The sequence below is a fragment of the Hungatella hathewayi WAL-18680 genome (genome assembly GCF_000235505.1).
Classification (GTDB): Bacteria; Bacillota; Clostridia; order Lachnospirales; family Lachnospiraceae; genus Hungatella_A; species Hungatella_A hathewayi_A.
On record NZ_JH379027.1, the window covers coordinates 3,434,062 to 3,455,903 of the forward strand.

Consider the following 21,842-nt stretch of genomic DNA (forward strand, 5'->3'; position numbering starts at 1 on the left):
TCCCTATCTCTTACAGTTTTCTCCTCTTCGTCCACACCAGCAGGCCCGTCACAAGCACTACAATCGGAATCAGGAAAATGAACACCATTCCATACACACCCGCGTTCGGGAACGTATTGTAGGTCACTTCCAGGCTCTTGGCCGGGATGGAAATGTTGGTCACATCCTCAAAGTCCGCTGTCACCACATTCATAAACACATTCAGATTGGAAAGGTTCGTAAACTGGGAGGTGATCTGCTCCGATATCAGGGACGGCGTCGTGATGACCGTCAACACGGAACTTCCGCTGTCCAGCATTTTCACCGCTCTGGCCCCAAGCATCCAGGTGCCTTCCGTCTGGCTGTCTTCCGTCACCAGCACTCCGTCCGCCGAGGTGCTCATAAAGGTCTCTATCTCCACATTTTCCGGCAGTTCCTCCATCTGGCTCATGGCGGTTCCCTCAATCACCAGCGCCGCCGTCTTGGAGTCAATGCCCGTCATGATTTCACTGCTGTTGTCCATGGTCGGGAAAATGGCGTAGGGATTTCTCTGGTAATTCTGGCTCATATCCGCCACATATCCGTCCTCCAGCACAAGGCCGTAGGTTTCCATCACTTCCTCCAGATTGGGGCGCTCATTCTCCGACACGCCAGCCAGCAGTACCATATGACCGCCCTGATTCAGATAATCCAGAATCATGCTCTTCTCGTCATCCGCAAAATCCGTCACCGGCCCGTTGCAAATGACCAAATCCGCATCCTCTGGGATTCCATCATCAGTGAGAAGATTGATGCTCGCCAGCGTCAGACCGCTCTTATCCAGCATTTCCCGGACACTGTCGGACAGACTTCCCTCGCCGTGTCCATTGATTTCATAGACCGTTTTCACCACATCACTGCTGGCCGAGGCAATCGCACTGGTTATCTGCCCTTCCCCGTCAAACTCCGTCTCCCGGTACTGGCCGTAGTAATAGTAGCTCATCTGGTCGAACTGAACGATGTCCGTAAACGGAACCGTCACATGCTTTCCTGTGGCTTCACAGGTGATAAGCAGGCTGTTATCCTCGGCATCATTGCTGGATACCCAGGACGGATGCAGCACCGTGTCAATCTCCTCCACCTGGATATGTCCGGAAAGCTGCTGGTATTTTCCAACCATGGTACGGACTCTGTCGTCCACGCGGTCCGGATTTCCTACCACATAAATCGTGATATCCTGCTCCAGTCCCGCCAGCACTTCCTTCGTGGTATCGCTGATTTCATATAAATCCGTGCCGCTGACATCGATGGATTTCAAATGCTGCGGCATCTGGCCTGCAATCATATTGATGATAATCACGGCGGCCACCACAATCACGGACAATACCGCGCTGTAACCGCCATGTTTTACCTTTCTGGTCATCATAGGTTTCATGTCTTTCTGCTCCCTCCTGCTCTTCAAAGATTAGCTCCATCTTCTCTTCTCAATGGACTGCCTGGTGAAAAATAAAAACAGGCCGGCCAGACTGAGATATAAGATAATACCGCTGACATCCAGAATATGATTGCTGGTGACATTGTCAAACATGGTCATAATGTCAAGGTTGGCAAGAATGGTTCCGATTCCCGACGGCATCATGCCTGTCAGGCTGGGCCAGAGGATAATCAGTATCATGGCGCCAAAAGTTCCCACCGCCGCAATCACCTGGCTCTCCGTCAGGGAGGAGATGAACATGCCAATGGCGATGAAGACACAGCCGGCCAGGGAAAAACATGAGGATGGCCGTGTAATCCGCCATCAGGAAGCCATTTCCGGCCATCTTGATAATCAGTGGGCAGAACAGGCAGAGAATGGTCGGAACTGCCAGCACGGTCACCATGGATAAATATTTCCCGATGACAATCTCCCACACGCCCACCGGGGCTGTCAGCAGCATCTGGTCCGTGCGGGAGCGGCGCTCGTCGGACAAAGCTGCGCATGGTCAGCACCGGCACGCCGAAGGCCAGAATGGTCAGCAAGGCGGATAAGGTAAAACTGAAATAGGGATATCCGCCGTTTAGGTTGTATGCAAAAAAGTAGATTCCAGTAAACAGCGCCATAAAGGCGATGAAGACGTAGCCTGTCATGGAATCAAAATAGGATTTCACTTCCCGTTTATAGATTGCTGTCATGGGTGGCCTCCTTTGAATCTTGGTCTGGTATTGTGTCTGTTTCTGGAATTGTATCTGTTTCTTGAATGATATCTGCTTCTGCAATTGTATCTTCAATTTCATTCACATCTTCAGCTTCTTCCTCGCTTTTTTCCGGGTCATTCAATTCAGAATCCGGTTCCTCGGAATCCAGCAGCTCCTGTTCCTCTTCCGCCGCCTTCTTATCCCCAGTCAGCTCCAGGAATACATCCTCCAGCGACATCTTTTTCTCTCTCATTGCCAGAATCGGCACCTGCGCTTGGGCAAACGCAAAGAACACCGTCTCCCGGATATCCTTCTCATAATTTCCATCATCTTCAAACTGGAAGGACACCTCCGTCTCCCCGGTTTCCGCATCCTGGCGCATCACAACATCCGTCATCCATTCAAATGCGTCCGTCTTCTCCAGAATCTCCAGGGCGGCCGTTTCATCGGCCTTCACCGTCAACTCCATCCCATGGGTCCCGGCCATCTTCTCCAGATTCTCCGGCGTATCGCTGGCCACCAGACGGCCATGTGAGATAATCATAATCTTATCACACACCGCCTGCACCTCCGATAGAATATGGGAACTTAGAATCACCGTGTGCTGTTTTCCCAGTTCCTTAATCAAATCACGTATTTCAATAATCTGCTTCGGGTCCAGTCCCACTGTTGGCTCATCCAGTATAATCACCGGCGGCATTCCAAGAATGGCCTGGGCCAGGCCCACTCTCTGTTTATATCCCTTCGACAGATTCCGAATCAGCCGGTGGGAAACCTCCTCCAGTTTCGTCACTTCCACCGCCCTGAGTATCTCCGCCGCCCGCTCCTTCTTCGGTATATTCTTAAGCTTCGCCGCAAATTCCAGATACTCCGTCACCGTCATATCCACATACAGCGGCGGAATCTCCGGCAGATACCCGATACACTGCTTCGCCCGCTTCGGTTCCTCCAAGATATTGTGTCCCTCGATGATGATTTCCCCCTCCGTAGCCCCGAGGTAACCGGTCATCATATTCATCGTCGTCGATTTTCCCGCCCCGTTGGGCCCAAGAAATCCGTAGATAAATCCGTCTTCCACCGTAAAATTCAAATGATCCACGGCCACATGGCCGCCGTAGTCCTTTACCAGGTTTTTCACTTCAATCACAGCTTTGCTCCTCCTTTATATGTCCCTATCACTTTACGGGGATAATGTGAAAAATCTGTGTTTTATTTCTGAAATTTTTGTTATATCTCCTGCCGCCCATTCCCTGACCGTATCTTGACAGTTCCTGCCATGCTGTTATATTGTTAAACTGAATTCATAACCGCAAGTAAAATCAAGCGGTGCTCTCTCCGATTTTCTATAATAAACACAGGGTGGTTGAAACGAGGTGATAAGACGTATGTACGAATGGCAGAAACAGATTCAAATCTTCGTGGATGAGATTGACAGCTGTATTAAAAACTATCATGACGAAGCATTGACACTGCGCACACTTTCCCGTCATCTGGGATACTCCGAATTTTACACAACAAGAAAATTCCGGGAAATATCGGGAATGGCATTCAGGGACTATGTAAGGCACCGGAAGCTGGCCTTCGCCCTGAAAGAGGTGCGGGACAGCGAGAAAAGTATGCTGGACATTGCTTTTGATTACGGATTTTCCTCCCACGAAGCATTTACCCGGGCGTTTAAGGGCGTTTACGGCATCGCTCCCAGCGAATATCGAAAGCATCCCAGGTCAGTCGTCCTGCGCACGAAACTCAGCTCCTTCGACCGCTACTTTTTAGGATTTGGAGAGATCGGTATGATGAAATCCACAGACGATATCAAGATTTATTTTGTAACCATTCCCGCCCACAAATTTCTACACATCAGGAATTATGAGAGCAACGGGTATTGGGACTTCTGGCAGAAACAGAGCCAGATTCCGGGACAGGACTGCGAGACCATCTGCGGCCTGCTGGACAGCATCAAGGGCAAGCTGGACGACTACGGCGGCAGCGAGTCCAACAGCAGCGGTGGCCAGGTGATGGCCTACATCAGCGACCCCAGCGGCCGCCTCTGTGATTGGGGCTTCCCGCGGATAGAATGCTACGGCGTCCGCCTCCCCGCCGATTACGCCGGGGAAATCCCGCCACAGATGCAGATGATGGACGTCCCCGAAGCCGAGTATCTGGTATTTGAGCACGGCCCCTTCGACTACGAGCAGGAAAACCGAAGCATCGAGGAGCTGGTAGAAAAAGCCATGTCCGAATTCGATTTTACGGACACCGGCTGCTGCTACGATACCACCCCCGGCAGAATCATCTATTTCTATCACGACCCGGAGCGGTTCTGGAAATATGTCCGGCCGGTAAGGAAGTAAACACAGTATTTTAACAAGAGAAACACCAGCCACATCTGGTGTTTCTCTAACTGTCATACTAATAAACTCTACATCCACATGTTAATTTTCCGTTATCGACCTCCCACTCACTTCTGACAGAAGCCGTTCTATTAAAGCTGAATTCTGGATTTCTATGGTGTCCAATTCTTTTATTTTTTTAGTCCAATTATCCACGGCCTTTTCATACGCATAGAACTTAACTAACCATTCGGGGCTTTCTTGTATTTTTTTGAATTCTTGATATTTAATTTCTTTCATATCGAATTTATTTTTGTAATCAATATTATCTATTTGAGGATATGTAAGACAAAATAATTTCACACAATCAGCATAGTCCTTTGCATCTTGTGGTTCAATTCCTTCATATAACTTATTCAATTGAATCTTCACATACTCCCTATTAGTAGCTAAATTTCCGTTACTACGATAAACAAACTCTGCTAAATCTTTGGGCCTGAATAATGGCAAATATAACATAAACTCGTCTAAATTGTTTATTTTCTGTCTACTTCTTAACTTTTCCTTTTGCATAAACTCTATTATAATATCTTCTTCAAACTGATATTCACCATTTTTCTCAATATATTTTTCTTCTCTTCCGTCGATTAACTCTATCATTTCATTTATATCTTGACTATTTATTTTCTTATTAATGCGTCCATTGATTATAACAATATCCATAATATCAACATCAAAAAACAATGCCATTATTATTAATTCTTGAAGTTTGGGGTTTCCATCAACCTTTCCATTACACCAATTATGAACCGTTTTCTCCGAAACACACATAGCCTTCGCAAATACAGACTTAGCTATTCCATGTATATTAAGTAATGATTTGATATTATCTGACGTTGCCTCCCAATTTATAGTACTGTATTCATAAATATTAAACATTCTTTTTTCCTCCTTATAATCAGGTATTCTAGCAGTCGGACCAACTAAAGTTAGTATATCATCAGTTAGATTAATAATCTATACCAACAAATTTCATAATTGTCTATTAAACAGGTTAGAAATGCATCCGACATACACATATAAAAAGAGACCACATTTTTTGTTTATGTGGTCTCGTAATAAATGATATCCAAAATTTTTTCGCCTACTTGCGTGCACATCTATGCGCGAAGCTCAATATTCAGTTCTTTCAGACCGTGAAGAATCTTCTCCATCACGGTATTGACTTCCTTGTCCTCCAGGGTTCTGTCCTTGGCGCGGAAGGTGATGGAGTAGGCGACGGACTTGAAGCCGGCCAGAATCTGGGCGCCCTCGTAGATGTCGAAGAGCTGGTAGCTTTCCAGAATCTTTCCGCCTCTCTGCTCGATCACGCCCTCAATCTGTCCTACCAGCACATCTTTCGGCACTACCATGCTGATGTCTCTGGTTACGGCCGGGTATTTGGCAATTCCCTCGTATTTTCTGTCGAAGGTGGCGAATGGCAGGATATTTGGCATATCCAGGACGGCGATGTAGGTCTTCTCGCCTATCTTATAATTGTCTGCCACATCCGGGTGGATTTCGCCCAGATAGCCCAATGTCACGCCGTCATAGACGATGGAAGCCTGGCGGCCTGGGTGGAGGAATACTTTACCAGCCTCCGGGTCGTAGTGTGGCTTTTTCTTCATTCCAACCTTCTCAAAGAACTCTTCCACTACACCCTTCATGGTGAAGAAATCTCCGTCTCCATAAAAACCGAGGATAAACTGCATTCTCTCATCCGGCAGCTCGGTCAGCGGAAGCTGTTTTGGCAGGTAAACGTTGGCCAGTTCGTACAGGCGGACATTTTTATTTCTCCGGTTGTAGTTGGTGGACAGGGAGGTCAGCATTCCGTTTAACGGGGTGGTTCTCATCACGCTGAAATCCTCGCCCAGTGGGTTTAAGATATTTACGGTCTGGCGTAAGGTAGAATCCGCCGGAAGCATTAACCGGTCAAATGCTTTCGGGCTCTCGAAGGAGTAGGTCATGCTCTGGCTGAAGCCGGAGAACTCCGCTATCTCTCTTGCTACCTGCTCCACACGCAGTTTGTAAGATAATCCGCCGGTGGTCGCCTCCCCAGATGGCAGGGTGGTCGGGATATTGTCATATCCGTAGAATCTTGCCACTTCCTCCGCGATATCAGCCGGGCGCTCCAAATCCTGGCGGAAGGTGGGTACAATCACTTCCTGTTTCTCCGCGTCAAAGCCCAGTTCCAGCTTTTTGAAGTAGCCAAGCATATCGGACTCCGGAATATCGGTTCCCAGGAGTTTATTGACCTTTGCCGCGTCGAAGGGAATTCTCCGCTCTTCCCGTTTCACCGGATAAATGTCAATCATACCGCCCACAACCTCGCCGGCGCCCAACAGTTCTACCAGCTGGCAGGCACGGTTGATGGCTTCCTCGGCATTGTTTGGGTCAAGACCCTTCTCGAACTTGCCGGACGCGTCGGTCCGCAGGCCCACTTTCTTGGCAGACAGACGGATGTTGGTTCCGTCGAAGCAGGCGGCCTCGAATACCATGGTCTTGACATCGTCGGTGATTTTGGAATTCTCACCGCCCATGATGCCGGCGATACCCACTTCCTTCTCTCCGTCATTTATCATCAGGACCGTGCTGTCCAGTTTCCGCTCCTGACCGTCAAGGGTCTGGAAAACGTCTCCGTCCTTGGCACATTTTACGATAATCTCATGACCTGCGATTAAATCATAGTCATAGGCGTGCATGGGCTGGCCGTACTCTTCCATCACGTAGTTGGTGATGTCCACCAGGTTGTTGATGGGACGGATTCCACTGGCCGCCAGACGTCTCTGCATCCACTCCGGTGACGGGGCCAGTTTGATATTTTTCACCATTCTGGCGCAATAACGGGGGCAGAGGGTGTCATTTTCCACAGTCACGTTCAGGTAATCGTGGATATCCTCGCTGTTGCCGGTCTCGGTCACAACCGGGGGAACGAACTTTTTGTCGAAGGTCGCCGCCGCCTCTCTGGCGATGCCGATGACGCTGTAACAGTCCACGCGGTTGGACGTAATTTCATACTCGAAAACGGTATCGCGAAGGCCCAGGACTTCCACTGCGTCGACGCCTACCTTGGTGTCGGCCGGCAGGATGTAGATGCCGCTTTCCGGCGCATCCGGGTACATTTCCCTGGAGGAACCAAGCTCCTCGATGGAGCACATCATGCCGTAGGATTCGATTCCACGCAGCTTGCCTTTTTTGATTTTGATGCCTTCCTCCGGGAGAGGTCCGCCGTCGTGGCCGCCGGCTACCTTGCCGCCCTCCAAGACCACCGGAACCTTATCGCCCTCTTTTACGTTGGGAGCGCCGGTGACAATCTGAATGAAACTGTCGCCGATATCCACCTGGCAGACAATCAGTTTGTCCGCATCCGGGTGCTGCTCGATTTTGGTAATCTGGCCTACCACAATCTTCTCCAGATTTTTGTCGAGACGCTCAAATCCCTCTACTTTTGTGCCTGACAGAGTCATGGCATCCGTATATTCCTGGTCACTTACTTCCAAGTCAGGAACGTATGCTTTAATCCATGATAATGCTGTGTTCATAATAATTTTCCCTCCTTAGAATTGCTTTAAGAAACGAATATCGTTCTCATATAATAATCTCATATCGTCAATCTCATATTTTAACAGGGCGATACGCTCCAGCCCAACGCCGAATGCAAACCCGGTATATTCCTCCGGGTCAATGCCGCACATTTCCAGTACGTGGGGGTGAACCATGCCGCAGCCCAGAATCTCAATCCATCCGGAGCCCTTGCAGAACCGGCAGCCGGAACCGCCGCATTTAAAGCAGGTCACATCCACCTCGGCGCTCGGCTCTGTGAATGGGAAATGATGGGGGCGGAACTTCACTTTTGTGTCCTCGCCGAACAGCTCTTTTGCGAACTCCGCCAGAGTTCCTTTTAAGTCTGCAAATGTGATATTTTTATCAATCACCAGTCCCTCAATCTGATGGAAGGACGGGGAATGGGTGGCATCCACCTCATCGGAGCGGAATACACGGCCGGGAGCTATCATACGGATTGGCAGCTTGCCCTGCTCCATGACGCGGGCCTGTACCGGGGATGTCTGGGTTCTCAGAACCATCTCCTTATTGATATAGAAGGTGTCCTGCTCATCCTTGGCCGGATGGTTGGCGGGGATGTTCAGCTTCTCGAAGTTGTACTCGTCGTACTCCACCTCCGGTCCTTCCACCACCTCATATCCCATGCCGATGAAGATGCGCTCCACCTCTTCCAGGGCAATGGTATTGGGATGGCTGTGGCCTACGTTATTCTTGGAGGCTGGGAGAGTCACATCGATGACTTCTTTCTTCATCTGCTCCTCTCTCGCTTTTCTGGCAAGGCTTTTCATGGTCTCCTCCAGCTTCGCCTCGATAATCTCTCTGGCCTCATTCACCATCTGGCCCACCTTCGGTCTCTCCTCCGGCGCCACATCCTTCATGCTCTTTAAAACGCTGGTCAGCTCGCCCTTTTTCCCCAGATAAGCCACGCGGATATCATTCAGCTTTTCCAGAGCATCGGAGGATTCAATCTGCTTCAATGCTTCTTCTTTGATTTTGTCTAACTGGTCTTTCATTGTACTCTCCCTTTCTCATTTTCAGTTTCCACTCAGGGACAATAAAAAAATCCCTTCGCTCTTTAAAAGAACGAAGGGACGACATTTTATCGCGGTACCACCCTGATTCCTGTGATGTGTGCATCTATGCCATTCACAGACTCTCGACATACGTAACGTGTACAAACGGCGCAGCCTACTTCACATGAAACTCACGGTTCAGCCTGCAGCTCCGGCGGGAATCTCAACATTTATCTGAACTAAAAGGAACTCTCAGCCGGTGATTCCTTCTCTCTGGTAGAAAATAAATGTCTACTAACGCCTTCATCGCTTTTCTTTATAAAATCTAAATTACATTTTATCATATCCACTGGAAATGTCAATGGTGGTTTTGAAAAACAGCAAACAGAATTTTCCTCTTTCCGTGCATCACTTATTTTATCTTATTTTTTTCTAGGTTTTGAATTATGTAAGAATTCAAAGACTACTTGATTATCTGAATCTTTTTAGACTTGCCGCCAGTGTAGAAACTGGCGGCAGTTATGACTATTTAAACTTGCCTCATTCCATATTCCTGATACAACTTCTCACGAAATTCCACATCGTTCACCGCTTTTAACAGCTCTTCTGACCTGGAATCATGCATAAGTTTTTCAGTCAGCATGGCGAATTGGGTCTCTCCCTCTATACGTCCTTCGTTGCGGCCTTCTTTTCTCTCATCGCTCAGCAATTCACTGAACAGCATATATTCCACCTCCATTCCGTGGTCTCGCTTGATCCCCTTTATCCTTGTATCAATCTTGTGAATCAATGAATCATTGCTGCCTTCTTCCACATAGGAAGCATTTTCCACATATTTCAGGAAATGTATCAGTTCCTCAGGGACATCGTTCTCATTCTTCCCTTTGGTGCTTAGATATATTTTGTATGCTTCGTCGCCGATTTCCATCCCGTTTTCCTGACATATGGTGGTGCAGGTGTAGCGGTAAAACTCATAGCCGAATGGGTCATAAGTGCAGATGAAGATGATATAGCTTTTGGGCAGTGCCTTATATTCATCGCCTGGTTTTAGCGCCACCAAATCCATCTGGCCCTGATAGATGCGGCTGCGTTTGGGGAGGTCCTTTTTATCTGTGGTCTGCATTTCCACATCGAACATGGTTCCCTCTTCATCGTCGGCATAGACATCCAGACGAACTCCTCGATAATCGGAGTTATTGAACAGGGTCGCTTCGGAACGGACTTTTACTTTTTTAATTGGTATCCCCAATATCCGTTCCAGAACACCGCGGCAGATTTCCTCGTCCTCCATCGTCGCCGCAAACATAAATGCATCTGAAAACTGAAGCTCCTGAAATGGTTTTATTGTTGACATATATTCCACCTTTCTGATGGGAAAGGCTGGAATTTCTGTTTGCTGATTCTATTATATCAGAGTGGCTTTTATAATACAAGAAAAAGCCCCGGTTATGTTAGAGTTACTGCTGCACGGTGATGGTGATGCCTGCCGCTACTTTACCGATGTAGGACTCGTCCTCTAAGCGGTATGCATAGATGTAGGCGGTGCAGGTATAATCGCCGGAGGCCAGGTTCTTGTCCAGTTTGGCTTCCGGGACGTAGCTGCCGGGTCTTAATAGACCGGTTTCGTAGATTTTGTCGCCGGTGTCGTCCAGGTAGAGTTCCATCTTGGTCAATTTATTGTTGGAGGATGGGTTCTCAAACAGGATGTTGCCTGCGGTTCTGCCATCCGGGTAAACGGGGTGGGAATTGATGGAGAAGGCTATCATCTTTTCTTCCACTTTCCGGTTTAATTCCTCCTGTATCTGCTCGTCTGTCTTGCCTGGCATGGCGCCTACTACAGCGTTGGGCTCCATACGGTTCTGGGGACGGGCCGTCTGCCATGCGAGGGCGCCTCCCAGAAATGCGATAATGACCAGCAAAAATACCCAGCTTTTCCGACGCGGCCGCGCGGTGTTCTCCCCGGAACCACCCTTGCCTCCTGACGTCTGCTTCACTGGTGCCTGTTTAACCGGCGCGCTTTTCGCCGATGTACGATTTGATGCCTGCTTCACTGGTGTCTGCCCTCCCGATGCCTGATTTGATGGTGTACGGACTGCGGTCTGTTTTGAGGATGCCTGGTCCGCAGATGCCTGCTTGGATGGTCCCTGGTCTACGATATCCTTCTTTGTGGGTACTTCGTTTGCAGCTTTCTGTCTCGGCGCTGCCTGACGATTTGCAACTGCCTGATTGATTGCGGCCTGTTTTGCAGCTTGTCCTGTCGAAGACTGCCCTGCTGTATTCTTCGATGCTGCCGCTGGCTTCGCCGGCTTACCTGTCGCTGCTGGCTTTGCTGCCGTCTGCCCCGTTGCTGCCGTCTTCGCCACTGGCTGGCCCGCTGAGGCCGCCTGTCCCGCTACTGGCTTCGCCGCTAGCTGACCCGCTGTCGCCGTCTGTCCCGCAACTGGCTTCGCCGCTGCTTGCCCTGCTGACGCCGCCTGACCCGCTACTGACTTCGCCGCTGCCTGGCCCGCTGAGGCCGCCTGTCCCGCTACTGGCTTCGCCGCTGGCTGACCCGCTGTCGCCGTCTGTCCTGCTGCAACTGGCTTCGCCGCTGCTTGCCCTGCTGACGCCGTCTGTCCTGTCGCAGCTGGCTTCGCTCCCATCTGCCCTGCCGCCGGTCTGGCTACCGCCTGACCCGCTACTGGCTTCGCCGCTGCCTGCCCCGCTGAGGCCGTCTGCCCAGCCGCAACTGGCTTCGCTCCCATCTGCCCTGCCGCCGCCTGTCTGGCCGCTGCCTGGCCGGCTACGTTTGCCATGGCCTGCCTTGCTGCTGCCTGGACTGCCGCCTGTCTGGCCGCCTGGCTTGCAGCCATCTGGCTGGACGATGGCTGCCCTGTCGCCGGACCGCCTGCTGGCTGTCCTGGCGGATTCTGTCCCGCCGTCCTTTTATCCGCCGTATTGTCTGAATTCATTGTCATTTGTTCGGTCCTCCCGGTTTCCTTCCCATACTATACTCATTATCATAAACTGTTTCGTACTTTCTTGCAAGTTTAAAATACGCCCATTCTACAATATCGGTTACATTTCGCACAATATTCGTCTAATTTTAGCAAAATTGTAACATTACATTTCTGCAATTCTGTGTTATAGTATATAAGGTCATTTCTTCTTTTATAGAGTTTCATTCGGCCCCCCGATATATGAAACTCTATATTTTTTGCCCGGAAAGGTCTTTCTTTCGTCCTCCTACACAGCTCCAACTCTCCTGTTCTCATTCACCACCAGCTCATCCCCCTCCCGTATTCCCGTCATTCCATCCGGAATCATCGCCTGCCCGCCGCGGCGGATCATGATAATCAGCGTATCCTCCGGAAGCTCCAGCTCCGAAACCTGTTTATCGCACCACTCATGACTCTTATCCACCGTAATCTCCGTCAGACAGATCGTACTGTCATCTTCGTAGGCATTTGCGCTCAGCACAACCGTGTCATTCAGCTCAATCCCCGTATTTCCCTTAGGTATCAGCGTCTCCTTCCCCCGCAGAATCATCACCAGCAGCGTATCCGGCGGCAGCTCCACCTCTTTTACCTCGCGGCCAATCCATGGATGGCCCTCCTTCATTTCCAGCTGGATAAACTGAATCTCCCTCTCCTCGTGATAATCGTTGAATGTCTTTAACACACACCCATCCGTGTCAATCATATTCAGCTTCCCCGACAGCCACGGAAGCAGGGAGCCCTGAACCCCGATGGAAAACAATACCACGCAGAACACCATATGAAACAAATCACGCCCCAGGCCGGCCCCGCTGACCGTGACCATCACCGCAAACACAATGGAAGCCGCCCCCCGGAGCCCTGCCCACGACACGATCAGCTGCTGTGCCGCCGGCGCATGAAACGGCTTCAATATCAGCCATGTCACAAGCGGCCTTCCGATAAATGTGAGAAACAGCGCAATCGCCGCCGCGGGAAGCAGAACTCCCGGCATCCGGGATGGAAATGCCAAAAGCCCCAGCAGAAAGAAAATCAGCATCTGAAGCAGGCTGGTAATCCCATCAAAGAAATTGACCAATGAAGCCTTATGGGGTATCTTCTGATTTCCAAGAATAATTCCCACCAGATACGCGCTCAGATAACCATTTCCCCCTACCGCCTGTGGCAGCGCATAGGATAGCAGCGCCACCGCAATCACAAACGCCGCGTCAAATCCCTCCGTCACCACCTGCACATGCCTCAAAAACCATCCCGCCGCCACCGCAATCACCACGCCGAACAGCGCCCCAAAAAACACTTGCGCAAACACCAGATAGACCACGGAGCCGCCCGCCCCGTTCCCCTGAATCATGGACAGCAAAATCACTGTCATCATGTAGGCGCAGGGGTCGTTGCTCCCGCTCTCCAGTTCCAGCAGTGACGCCGTGTTATATTTTAAATTCAGATTTTTGGAGCGCAGAATCGAAAACACCGACGCCGCATCCGTGGAGCCCAGCACCGCCCCTAAAAGCAGCCCCTCCAGCAGATTCATCTTCAATACCAGATGGGCAAATGCCCCCGTCAGCCCGGCCGTCAGTACCACTCCGACGGAGGACAGCAGAACCGACTGCACCGCCACCGGCTTCGCCGCCCTCCATTTCGTCCCAAAACCGCCGTAAAACATAATAAAGATCAACGCCACCGAGCATATCTGCTCCGCAAATGCAAAATTCTCGAACGGAATTTTCATCAGCCCGTCGGAGCCAAAAAACATCCCCAAAACAATAAAAGCCAGCAAAGCCGGCATACCGGCTCTGCTGGTTATCTTATTTGTCAAAATACAGGCGATGATGACAACTGATGTTACCAATAGCGCAAAAATCATACCTCGTCCACCTCTCGTCTATCTATTATATTAATCATAACATAAAAAGATAATCCGACCAAGAAATGGAATTCAATTTTTTGCAATTTTAACGTTAAATTAACATCCTATCAAATCCACAAAATCTGCATCTGCGCCGCGAAGCCATCAGCAATTTCCCCCACAGTCTACGACGCCGCAAACTGACTGTTATAAAGCTCCGCATAGAACCCGCCCTGCCGCAGCAGACTCTCATGGTCCCCCTGCTCCACAATATGCCCGTCTCTCATCACCAGTATCACATCCGCCTCCCGGATGGTGGAAAGCCGGTGGGCCACGATAAAGCTAGTCCGTCCCTCCATCATTTTCAGAAAAGCCTTCTGAATCCGTATCTCCGTTCTGGTATCGATGGAGGAGGTGGCCTCATCCAGTATCAGCATCGGCGGCAGGCACAGCATCACTCTGGCGATACATAAGAGCTGTTTCTGCCCCTGGGACAGGTTGCCTCCGTCCTCGGATATCACCGTGTCGTAGCCGTTTGGCATACGCTTGATGAAGCTGTGGGCGTGGGCCTCTTTCGCCGCCTGTATCACCTCATCCAGGGATGCCTCCGGCCGCCCGTAGGCGATATTGTCCCGAATGGTTCCCGATTTCAGCCAGGTCTCCTGAAGCACCATCCCATAGTTGGCCCGCAGGCTGTCTCTCGTCACCTTCCGGATATCATGTCCCGTCACCCGGATGCTTCCGGAATCCACGTCATAGAACCGCATCAGCAGATTAATCACCGTACTCTTGCCACAGCCTGTCGGCCCCACAATGGCGATTCTCTGCCCCGGCTTCACATCCAGATTGAAATTCTCAATCAGCTTCACGTCCGGGTTGTAGGAGAAGAAGACATCCTCCATCTTCACCGTCCCGTCCGCCTTCTCAAGCTTCACCGCGTCCGGCTCATCCGGCAGAATCGGCTCCTCATCAATCAGGGCAAATACCCTGGCCGCCGATGCCAGTGCGTTCTGAAGCTCCGTCACCACGCCGGATATCTCGTTAAACGGCTTCGTATACTGGTTGGCATAGCTCAAAAAGCTGGTCAACTGCCCCACGGACAGCAGTCCCCGAATCGCCGCCAGCGCTCCCACAATCCCCACGCTGGCGTACACCAGCCCGTTGACAAACCGGGTGGCCGGATTGGTGATGGAGGAAAAAAAGATAGCCCTCAGACTGAAGCCCCGGAGCCTCTCATTAATCTCCTCAAACTCCACCTGCGCCTCCTCCTCGTGGCCGAAGGCCTGCACCACCTTCTGGTTCCCCAGCATCTCATCCACCAGGGAAGTCAGCTCCCCGCGGGTTTCCGACTGGAGCTTAAACATGGAGTACGTCTTCTTCGCAATGAAACTCGCCACAAACAGGGACACCGGCGTCACACACACCACCACCACCGCAATCACGGGGTTAATGAAAAACATGAATCCCAGCGTCCCTAAAATGGTCAGCACCCCCGTAAACAGCTGGGTAAATCCCATCAAAAGTCCCTCGGAAAACTGGTCAATATCTGCAATCACCCGGCTGATCACATCCCCCGACGGATGGCCGTCAATATACCGGAGCGGCAGGATTTCCAGATGGTCAAATGCCTTCGTCCGGATATCCTTCACCACCCGGTAGGTGATGATATTGTTGAGATGATTCATCAGCCACTGGGAGACTCCCGTCAGGCAGATGACAAGCGCCATCCGCTTCAGTATCCTCATAATCCCTTCAAAATCCACCCGCCCCGGCGCCACAATCAGGTCCACGGCCTGTCCAATCAGAATTGGCGCATACAGCGTGGTGACCACCGTAATCAGGGCCAGGAACAGTGACAGCAGCACGCCCCATTTGTAGGCGCCGATATAGTCAAGAATTCTCTTAAGCGTTGTCTTATGCCTGTTCATCCCGCAGCACCTCCTCTGATAACTGGGACAGACAGATTTCCCGGTAAACATCGCAGGTCTTTAATAACTCCCTGTGGGTTCCGCTTCCGGCCAGATGGCCGTCGTCCAGAACCAATATCCTGTCCGAATTTCGAATGGAGGACGCCCGCTGGGACACGATAAACACGGTCATATCCCTCGTGTTCTCCCGGATGGCCTTTCTCAGGGCCGCATCCGTGGCAAAGTCAAGGGCCGACGCGCTGTCATCCAGAATCAGAATCTCCGGCCGCTTCACCAAAGCCCTGGCGATGGTCAGCCGCTGTTTCTGCCCGCCTGATAAGTTCTTCCCGCCCTGCAGAATGGGCAGATCAAGCCCCTCATTCTTTTCCTCCACAAAGGCAGCCGCCTGGGCCGTCCGAAGGGCCTCGTAGATTTCCTCATCGGTGGCGTCCTTCTTGCCCCACCGGATATTATCCCGGATGGTGCCTTTAAACAGCACCGCCTTCTGTGGCACAATTCCAATCTTATCCCGCAGCTGCTCAAAGGAGTACTCCTTCACATCCACGCCGTCCACCAGCACGGCTCCCGTGGTGGCGTCATAGAACCGTGGAATCATATTCACCAGGGTGGACTTGCCGGAACCGGTACCGCCGATAATGCCGATGGTCTGTCCCTTCTCCGCCGCAAAGGAGATTTCCTCCAGGGATTCCTCCTTCGCCCCGGCGTACACAAAACCAAGATTTTGAAACTCCACCTTCGTCCGCCCGCTGCCGGAATCCACCGTTCCCCCACGGTTCTTCTCCGCAAGGCCGCCTGGTATGTCAAACACGGAGCTGATACGGTTGGCGCTTGCCAGGGATTTGGAGATGATGATAATCAGGTTGGCCAGTTTCACCAACTCCACCAGAATCTGCGACATATAATTGACCAGAGCCACCACTTCCCCCTGGGTAATGACGCCGTTTTCCACCTGCCAGCTCCCCGTCCAGATCAGCACGATAATGGCCCCATTGATAATGATGTAAGTCACCGGATTCATCAGTGCCGAAATCTTTCCCACAAATACCTGGAACTGCACCAGAAGTCCATTTTCCTCATCAAACTTTCTGCACTCGTCCTGCTGCCGGTTGAAGGCCCGGACCACTCTGGCTCCCAGAAGATTCTCCCTGGTGGTCAGAAGCACCCGGTCCAGCTGCCTCTGCACCTTCTTGTACAGCGGCATGCTGATAATCAGAATCCCAAACACCACCACCGAGAGCAGCGGAATCGCCACCACAAAGATCAGCGCGGATTTCACATCGATGGTAAACGCCATCACCATAGCGCCAAACACGATGAAGGGTGAGCGCAGAAACAGGCGCAGAACCATGTTGACTCCGTTCTGCACCTGATTGGCATCGCTGGTCATTCTGGTCACCAGGGTCGCCGTCCCCACCGTGTCTATCTCCGAGTAGGAGAAGGTGTTGATATGTTTAAATAAATCGTTGCGCAGCGCCGTTCCAAATCCCACCGCCGCCCTCGCGCTGAAATACTGGGCCGTCAGGGAACAGGTCAGCCCCACCACGCCCAACAGTATCAGGACACCGCCCATTTTTAAAATGTAGCCGGTGTCACTGTTTTTAATTCCGATATCAATGATTTTCGCCATCACCAGGGGCACGAACAGTTCAAAGCTGGCCTCCAGCATTTTAAACAGCGGTCCCAGAATACTCTCCAGTTTATAATCCTTTAAATATTTCAGTAATTTCTTCACGAACATTCCTCCGCGGGTTTCTATGGCCGGCAGAACTGCCGGCCGTATGATGTCTGTACTGCTCTCTTACTTTAAATAGGCTCCGAATACCGCACAGCCAGGTCCGCCGTGGGTGCCAATCACGGTGCCGATGCGGCTCTCCACAAAGCCGGAGATATCCATCTTCCCTTTTAAATATTCCTTAAACGGCACAAACACATCCATGTCCCCCGTGTAGCCGATGCACATCTCCCGGTCAAAATCCAGCCCTCCATCGCTCTCTATCAGCTTTAACATCTTGGCATACGCGCCGTGCTGTCCCCTGGCCATCCCCGCCAGTTTTACCACGCCGGTGTTGGCGATGGTGATAACCGGCTTTAAGTTCAGCATGGAACCGGCCGCCGCCCCCACCTTGGAGAGACGTCCGCCCTTTTCTAAGTACGTCAAATCGCCGATGGCCGCGTAAATGCAGTAATGGCTCTTTTCCGCCTCCAGAATCTTATAAATCTCCCGGCCGGATTTTCCTTCCTCCGCCAGTTTCAGGCCCCGCCGCACCATCATCAGCATGGTGCAGGTCACCTGCATGCTGTCGACAATGTAAATATTATCGTATTCGCACATTTCCTTCGCAATTGTGGCGCTCTGGAAGGTACCGCTCAAGTTGGAGCTGATGGTCACAACCACCACGTCGTCCCCGGCCTCCTTCGCCTCCTGGAACACGGTCAAAAATGCCTCCGGGTCCGGCTGGCTGGTAGTCGGCAGCTTCTCCGACGACACCAGGCGCTGGTAGAACTCCTCCAGCTGCATGTCCACGCCGTCCAGAAACTCTTCCTCGCCAAATAATACCTTCAAAGGGATTAACGTGACACCCCACGCCTTTGCTCTCTCCGGTCCAATATCGGATGTGGAATCCGCCATAATTCTAACACTCATATTAATCCCTCCTGTATTCATAATTTTTTTACATCATAACATATTCCATTTAAAATGTGAAGTTCAATGATTCCGCATAATTGACCGACGCCATGGCATCTTTGCAATATTGGTCGGCTCCGATGGTCTTTGCGTAATCCTCTGTCAGCACGGCTCCGCCCACCATCACCTTCACCCATGGGGCGTCCACTCGAAGTCGTCTGATCGTCTCCTCCATGCTGGGTACCGTGGTTGTCATCAGGGCGCTCAGTCCCACCAGCGGCGCCTTCTGGGCCACCGCCGTCTCCACCACCAGCTCCGGAGGAACGTCCTTGCCCAAATCTATCACGTCATAGCTGTAATTTTCCAGCAGTACCTTGACGATATTCTTGCCGATGTCGTGGATATCCCCCTTCACCGTGGCAAGAATGATCTTCCCCTTCTTCTCCTGCACCTGGCCGCTCTTTGCCATCCGCTCCTTAATGATTTCAAATGCGGACTTGGCCGCCTCGGCGCTCATGAGAAGCTGTGGAAGGAAAATGGTCCCCTTCTCAAAGCCCTTTCCCACGGTGTCCAGGGCCGGTATCATTTCCTCGTTGATAATGGTCAGAGCATCCTTGGTCTCAAGAAGTGAGGTGACCGCCTTTTGCGCTCCGTCTTTCAGACCCTTTAAAATGCTGTCGCCGAGGGACATCATGCCGCCGGCCCCCTGGCCGGCCCCACCTTCTGGGCCGCCTGTGCCAGTTCCGGCTCCGGATGACGCTCCCTGGCCGCCTGCCACACCTCCGGCTCCGCCCATCGCGCTGCCTCCCTTCGGGAGGGTCGCTCCCAAACCAGCCGTCTGGCCTCCGTATATTCGGATATAGTCCCCGCACTGGGCATCCATATCCGCCAGCGCGCGGAAACTGTAATACGCTCTCATCATGGCCTCGGAGTTTGGATTGATAATCGCCGCGCTCAAGCCATTCTGCAGCGCCATGGTGAAAAACGCCGCGTTGATAATCTCCCGCTGTGGCAGACCGAAGGAGATATTGGACACTCCCAGGATCGTTCCTCCCCCCAGTTCCTCCCGGACCCGCCGCACCGTCTCCAATGTGGTCAGCGCCCCCTTGCTGTCGGAGCTGACTGTCAGGCACAGAGAGTCAATTAAAATATCCTCCGGCTCAATCCCGTACTCCGCCGCCCTTTCATATATCTTCTTCGCAATGGCGATCCGCCCGTCGGCTGTCTCCGGGATGCCGCTCTCGTCCAGAGCCAAGGCCACTACCACACCGCCATACTTCTTCACCAGCGGGAAGACGGCCCTCATGGACTCCTCCTTCCCGTTTACGGAGTTGATAAGCGGTTTTCCATTATAGATTCTCATGGCCCGCTCCATGGCATTTACATCTGAGGTATCGATCTGAAGGGGCAGATCCACTATGCTCTGAAGCTCCCTCACCACTTCCTCCATCATGGACGGCTCATCTATCTCCGGCAGTCCCACATTTACATCCAGCACGTGGGCGCCATTGTCCTGCTGTACCACGCCTTCCCGCAGAATGTAATCCAGATTGTGCTCCCGGAGGGCCTGCTTGAATTTGGATTTCCCGGTGGGGTTGATTCTCTCCCCAATCAGAACCGGCTCCCGGCCAATCTCCACCGCATGGGCAAAGGACGAGATGACGCACCGGTGTTTCTTCTCCGGATATTTCTGTGGCAGACCGGCGCACCGGTTCACCACCTTCTGTATATGCTCCGGCGTGGTTCCGCAGCAGCCGCCTACCGCATTAGCCCCCATCCGGACAATCTCTTCCATGACGGCCGCAAATTCATCGGCGTCAATGTCGTACACCGTCTTTCCGCCCTCGCTTCTTGGAAGTCCCGCATTGGGGTTGACGATGACGGGAATGGACGCTGCCGTCAGCATTTCCGCCAGGATACCCTTCATCTGAATGGGGCCGAGACCACAGTTGATGCCGAGGGCGTCCACCCCAAGGCCCTCCAGCAGGGCCACGGCGGAATACACATCGCCGCCGGTCAGCAGCTTGCCCTTTGCGTCAAACGTCATGGTGGCGGTCACCGGCAGCTGGCAGTTCTCCTTTGCCGCAAGGATGGCCGCCTTGGTCTCATAGCCGTCGCTCATGGTTTCGATGTGGACGAAGTCCGCTCCCGCCGCGGCGCCGGCCAGCACCACTTCCTTATATAACTCATACGCCTCCTCAAATCCCAGGTCGCCTAACGGTTTTAACAGCTTCCCCGTGGGGCCCAGGTCCAGGGCGATATATCCCCTTCCAGCTTCCTCCACGGCCGCCTTCGCGTTTTCTACGGCGGCGGTCACGATTTCCTTTACGGTGTAGTCCGATGTGTGGCTTACGTGAGCCAGGCCGGGGCAGGCGCTCCTGTATTTCAGGCCATTGGCGCCGAAGGTGTTGGTGGTCAGCACGTCGCAGCCGGCATTTAAGTAGTCTCGGTGTACTTCACGCAGAACCTCCGGGTGGAGGATATTCCAGGTCTCCGGCAGTTCTCCCGGCCCAAGCCCCCTGGCCTGGAGAAGACTTCCCATTCCTCCGTCAAAAAATACAATTCTCTCTCTGATAGCTTCCAATATCCCCATATCCGTCATCCTCTTTTCGTATCCATGATTTTGTTTCCCTCTATCTGACACCATCCGCATCCTTTGTCCGATATTCGTTCTTCACCATCCAGTCCGGTTTATGTTCTCTATCTCCAACACATCCAGTCCAGTTTTACGCGCTCTACCGCCGGTACATGCAGTCCGTTTTCTCACAGACCTCGCACCCTCTCACGGTACAGTCTCTCCGTATCCGGCTGATTCCAATCACGGCCGTCACGGATTTGGCGGGGGCCATGAGCAGGCTGTCTGTCAGCGTGATGCCAATCCGTTTTCCCGTCTCCAGCGCGCCGGTTAACTCCTTCTGGCATTCCAGCGGGAAATCCCCATATCCCGGACTAAACCTGGGGCGCAGATACCAGCCCTCCGCCTCAAACTCCGCTTTCAGCCTGGCATTTTCCTCGTTGCAGTAATCCTCCAGCATGGCCGCGGCCTCCGCCTGTAAAACCACAGCCTTGCTCATCTGAATCCGGTTGTATTTCTGTATCAGCATATCCACCGGGACCCCCAGGGTCGCCGCGAACAGCAGTATTTTCTCACAGTCCTTCAGGTTCTTTCTCAAACTCTTACTGCGAGTCTGAAAACAGGAGGCGTCAATCCCGTCCTCCTCAAAAAAATGCAGGTCATAGGTACGGCTGATGCTCTTTGGGGAGGCCGCAGCCGAAAGTTCGTCCCAACACTCCCGCATCAGTTTTGACACCTGCTCATCTGCGCTCTGTCTGCCGTATCCCAGATACCGCAGCACCTCGTTCTCATTCATCTCCATACCCATCACCT

14 protein-coding genes, 1 pseudogene and 1 other annotated feature are annotated in these 21,842 nt (G+C 52.0%); of the genes and pseudogenes, 1 reads left to right on the forward strand and 14 read right to left on the reverse strand.

Annotation, left to right across the window (positions count from 1 at the left end; all coding sequences use genetic code 11):
• Positions 1 to 10: 10 nt before the first annotated feature.
• The 3 genes and pseudogenes from HMPREF9473_RS15720 to HMPREF9473_RS15730 all read right to left on the reverse strand — a co-directional run bounded on the left by HMPREF9473_RS15720 (position 11) and on the right by HMPREF9473_RS15730 (position 3,280).
• Positions 11 to 1,384 (reverse strand): Gldg family protein, encoded by a 1,374-nt coding sequence (locus tag HMPREF9473_RS15720; protein ID WP_242830814.1) that lies wholly within the window; start codon positions 1,382 to 1,384, stop codon positions 11 to 13.
• Positions 1,385 to 1,423: 39 nt separating this feature from the next.
• Positions 1,424 to 2,130, reverse strand: a pseudogene (locus HMPREF9473_RS28765) (ABC transporter permease subunit).
• A complete protein-coding gene (locus HMPREF9473_RS15730) occupies positions 2,114 to 3,280 on the reverse strand; it encodes an ABC transporter ATP-binding protein (protein ID WP_006781144.1) in 1,167 nt (388 codons plus the stop codon). Before HMPREF9473_RS15730 ends, HMPREF9473_RS28765 begins: the two are co-directional and overlap by 17 nt.
• A 238-nt stretch (positions 3,281 to 3,518) precedes the next feature.
• On the opposite strand from HMPREF9473_RS15730, the gene HMPREF9473_RS15735 reads away from it, so the two are divergent.
• A complete protein-coding gene (locus HMPREF9473_RS15735) occupies positions 3,519 to 4,484 on the forward strand; it encodes a helix-turn-helix transcriptional regulator (protein ID WP_006781145.1) in 966 nt (321 codons plus the stop codon).
• Between the two features lie 81 nt (positions 4,485 to 4,565).
• Here the strand turns inward: HMPREF9473_RS15735 and HMPREF9473_RS15740 are convergent, their stop codons facing one another.
• The 11 genes from HMPREF9473_RS15740 to HMPREF9473_RS15790 all read right to left on the reverse strand — a co-directional run bounded on the left by HMPREF9473_RS15740 (position 4,566) and on the right by HMPREF9473_RS15790 (position 21,831).
• Positions 4,566 to 5,402 carry a helix-turn-helix domain-containing protein gene (locus tag HMPREF9473_RS15740; protein WP_006781146.1) on the reverse strand — a complete coding sequence of 279 codons (837 nt, stop codon included), beginning with the start codon at positions 5,400 to 5,402 and terminating at the stop codon, positions 4,566 to 4,568.
• A 221-nt stretch (positions 5,403 to 5,623) separates the two neighbouring features.
• Complete coding sequence (gene pheT, locus HMPREF9473_RS15745; protein WP_006781147.1) at positions 5,624 to 8,044, reverse strand: phenylalanine--tRNA ligase subunit beta; 2,421 nt, start codon at positions 8,042 to 8,044, stop codon at positions 5,624 to 5,626.
• A gap of 15 nt (positions 8,045 to 8,059) precedes the next feature.
• Complete coding sequence (pheS, locus tag HMPREF9473_RS15750; RefSeq protein WP_006781148.1) at positions 8,060 to 9,079, reverse strand: phenylalanine--tRNA ligase subunit alpha; 1,020 nt, start codon at positions 9,077 to 9,079, stop codon at positions 8,060 to 8,062.
• Positions 9,080 to 9,150: 71 nt separating this feature from the next.
• Positions 9,151 to 9,395: a binding site (T-box leader), on the reverse strand.
• Positions 9,396 to 9,608: 213 nt separating this feature from the next.
• A complete protein-coding gene (locus HMPREF9473_RS15755; protein WP_006781149.1) occupies positions 9,609 to 10,433 on the reverse strand; it encodes an Rpn family recombination-promoting nuclease/putative transposase in 825 nt (274 codons plus the stop codon).
• A gap of 103 nt (positions 10,434 to 10,536) precedes the next feature.
• Positions 10,537 to 12,036 (reverse strand): hypothetical protein, encoded by a 1,500-nt coding sequence (locus tag HMPREF9473_RS26335; RefSeq protein WP_006781150.1) that lies wholly within the window; start codon positions 12,034 to 12,036, stop codon positions 10,537 to 10,539.
• A 268-nt stretch (positions 12,037 to 12,304) separates the two neighbouring features.
• On the reverse strand, positions 12,305 to 13,918 hold the full coding sequence (locus HMPREF9473_RS15765) for a potassium/proton antiporter (protein WP_006781151.1): 1,614 nt from the start codon (positions 13,916 to 13,918) through the stop codon (positions 12,305 to 12,307).
• Between the two features lie 167 nt (positions 13,919 to 14,085).
• Positions 14,086 to 15,828: an ABC transporter ATP-binding protein gene (locus HMPREF9473_RS15770; protein ID WP_006781152.1), complete on the reverse strand. Its 1,743-nt coding sequence runs from the start codon at positions 15,826 to 15,828 to the stop codon at positions 14,086 to 14,088.
• Positions 15,815 to 17,560 (reverse strand): ABC transporter ATP-binding protein, encoded by a 1,746-nt coding sequence (locus HMPREF9473_RS15775; RefSeq protein ID WP_006781153.1) that lies wholly within the window; start codon positions 17,558 to 17,560, stop codon positions 15,815 to 15,817. The genes HMPREF9473_RS15770 and HMPREF9473_RS15775 overlap by 14 nt, the downstream gene beginning before the upstream one ends.
• 66 nt (positions 17,561 to 17,626) lie before the next feature.
• Positions 17,627 to 18,472, reverse strand: a complete 846-nt coding sequence (locus HMPREF9473_RS15780) for a DegV family protein (protein ID WP_006781154.1) — start codon at positions 18,470 to 18,472, stop codon at positions 17,627 to 17,629.
• 49 nt (positions 18,473 to 18,521) lie between these two features.
• Positions 18,522 to 21,047, reverse strand: a complete 2,526-nt coding sequence (locus HMPREF9473_RS15785; protein WP_006781155.1) for a homocysteine S-methyltransferase family protein — start codon at positions 21,045 to 21,047, stop codon at positions 18,522 to 18,524.
• Between the two features lie 142 nt (positions 21,048 to 21,189).
• A complete protein-coding gene (locus HMPREF9473_RS15790) occupies positions 21,190 to 21,831 on the reverse strand; it encodes a vitamin B12 dependent-methionine synthase activation domain-containing protein (RefSeq protein ID WP_006781156.1) in 642 nt (213 codons plus the stop codon).
• Positions 21,832 to 21,842 lie beyond the last annotated feature (11 nt).

What these genes read in the sequence shown, in the direction of transcription:
- HMPREF9473_RS15720 (WP_242830814.1), bottom strand. Translation starts at nt 1,384, where the DNA reads ATGATGACCAGAAAGGTAAAACATGGCGGTTACAGCGCGGTATTGTCC.
- HMPREF9473_RS15735 (WP_006781145.1), top strand. Translation starts at nt 3,519, where the DNA reads ATGTACGAATGGCAGAAACAGATTCAAATCTTCGTGGATGAGATTGAC.
- HMPREF9473_RS15740 (WP_006781146.1), bottom strand. Translation starts at nt 5,402, where the DNA reads ATGTTTAATATTTATGAATACAGTACTATAAATTGGGAGGCAACGTCA.
- pheT (WP_006781147.1), bottom strand. Translation starts at nt 8,044, where the DNA reads ATGAACACAGCATTATCATGGATTAAAGCATACGTTCCTGACTTGGAA.
- pheS (WP_006781148.1), bottom strand. Translation starts at nt 9,079, where the DNA reads ATGAAAGACCAGTTAGACAAAATCAAAGAAGAAGCATTGAAGCAGATT.
- HMPREF9473_RS15755 (WP_006781149.1), bottom strand. Translation starts at nt 10,433, where the DNA reads ATGTCAACAATAAAACCATTTCAGGAGCTTCAGTTTTCAGATGCATTT.
- HMPREF9473_RS26335 (WP_006781150.1), bottom strand. Translation starts at nt 12,036, where the DNA reads ATGACAATGAATTCAGACAATACGGCGGATAAAAGGACGGCGGGACAG.
- HMPREF9473_RS15765 (WP_006781151.1), bottom strand. Translation starts at nt 13,918, where the DNA reads ATGATTTTTGCGCTATTGGTAACATCAGTTGTCATCATCGCCTGTATT.
- HMPREF9473_RS15770 (WP_006781152.1), bottom strand. Translation starts at nt 15,828, where the DNA reads ATGAACAGGCATAAGACAACGCTTAAGAGAATTCTTGACTATATCGGC.
- HMPREF9473_RS15780 (WP_006781154.1), bottom strand. Translation starts at nt 18,472, where the DNA reads ATGAGTGTTAGAATTATGGCGGATTCCACATCCGATATTGGACCGGAG.
- HMPREF9473_RS15785 (WP_006781155.1), bottom strand. Translation starts at nt 21,047, where the DNA reads ATGGGGATATTGGAAGCTATCAGAGAGAGAATTGTATTTTTTGACGGA.
- HMPREF9473_RS15790 (WP_006781156.1), bottom strand. Translation starts at nt 21,831, where the DNA reads ATGGAGATGAATGAGAACGAGGTGCTGCGGTATCTGGGATACGGCAGA.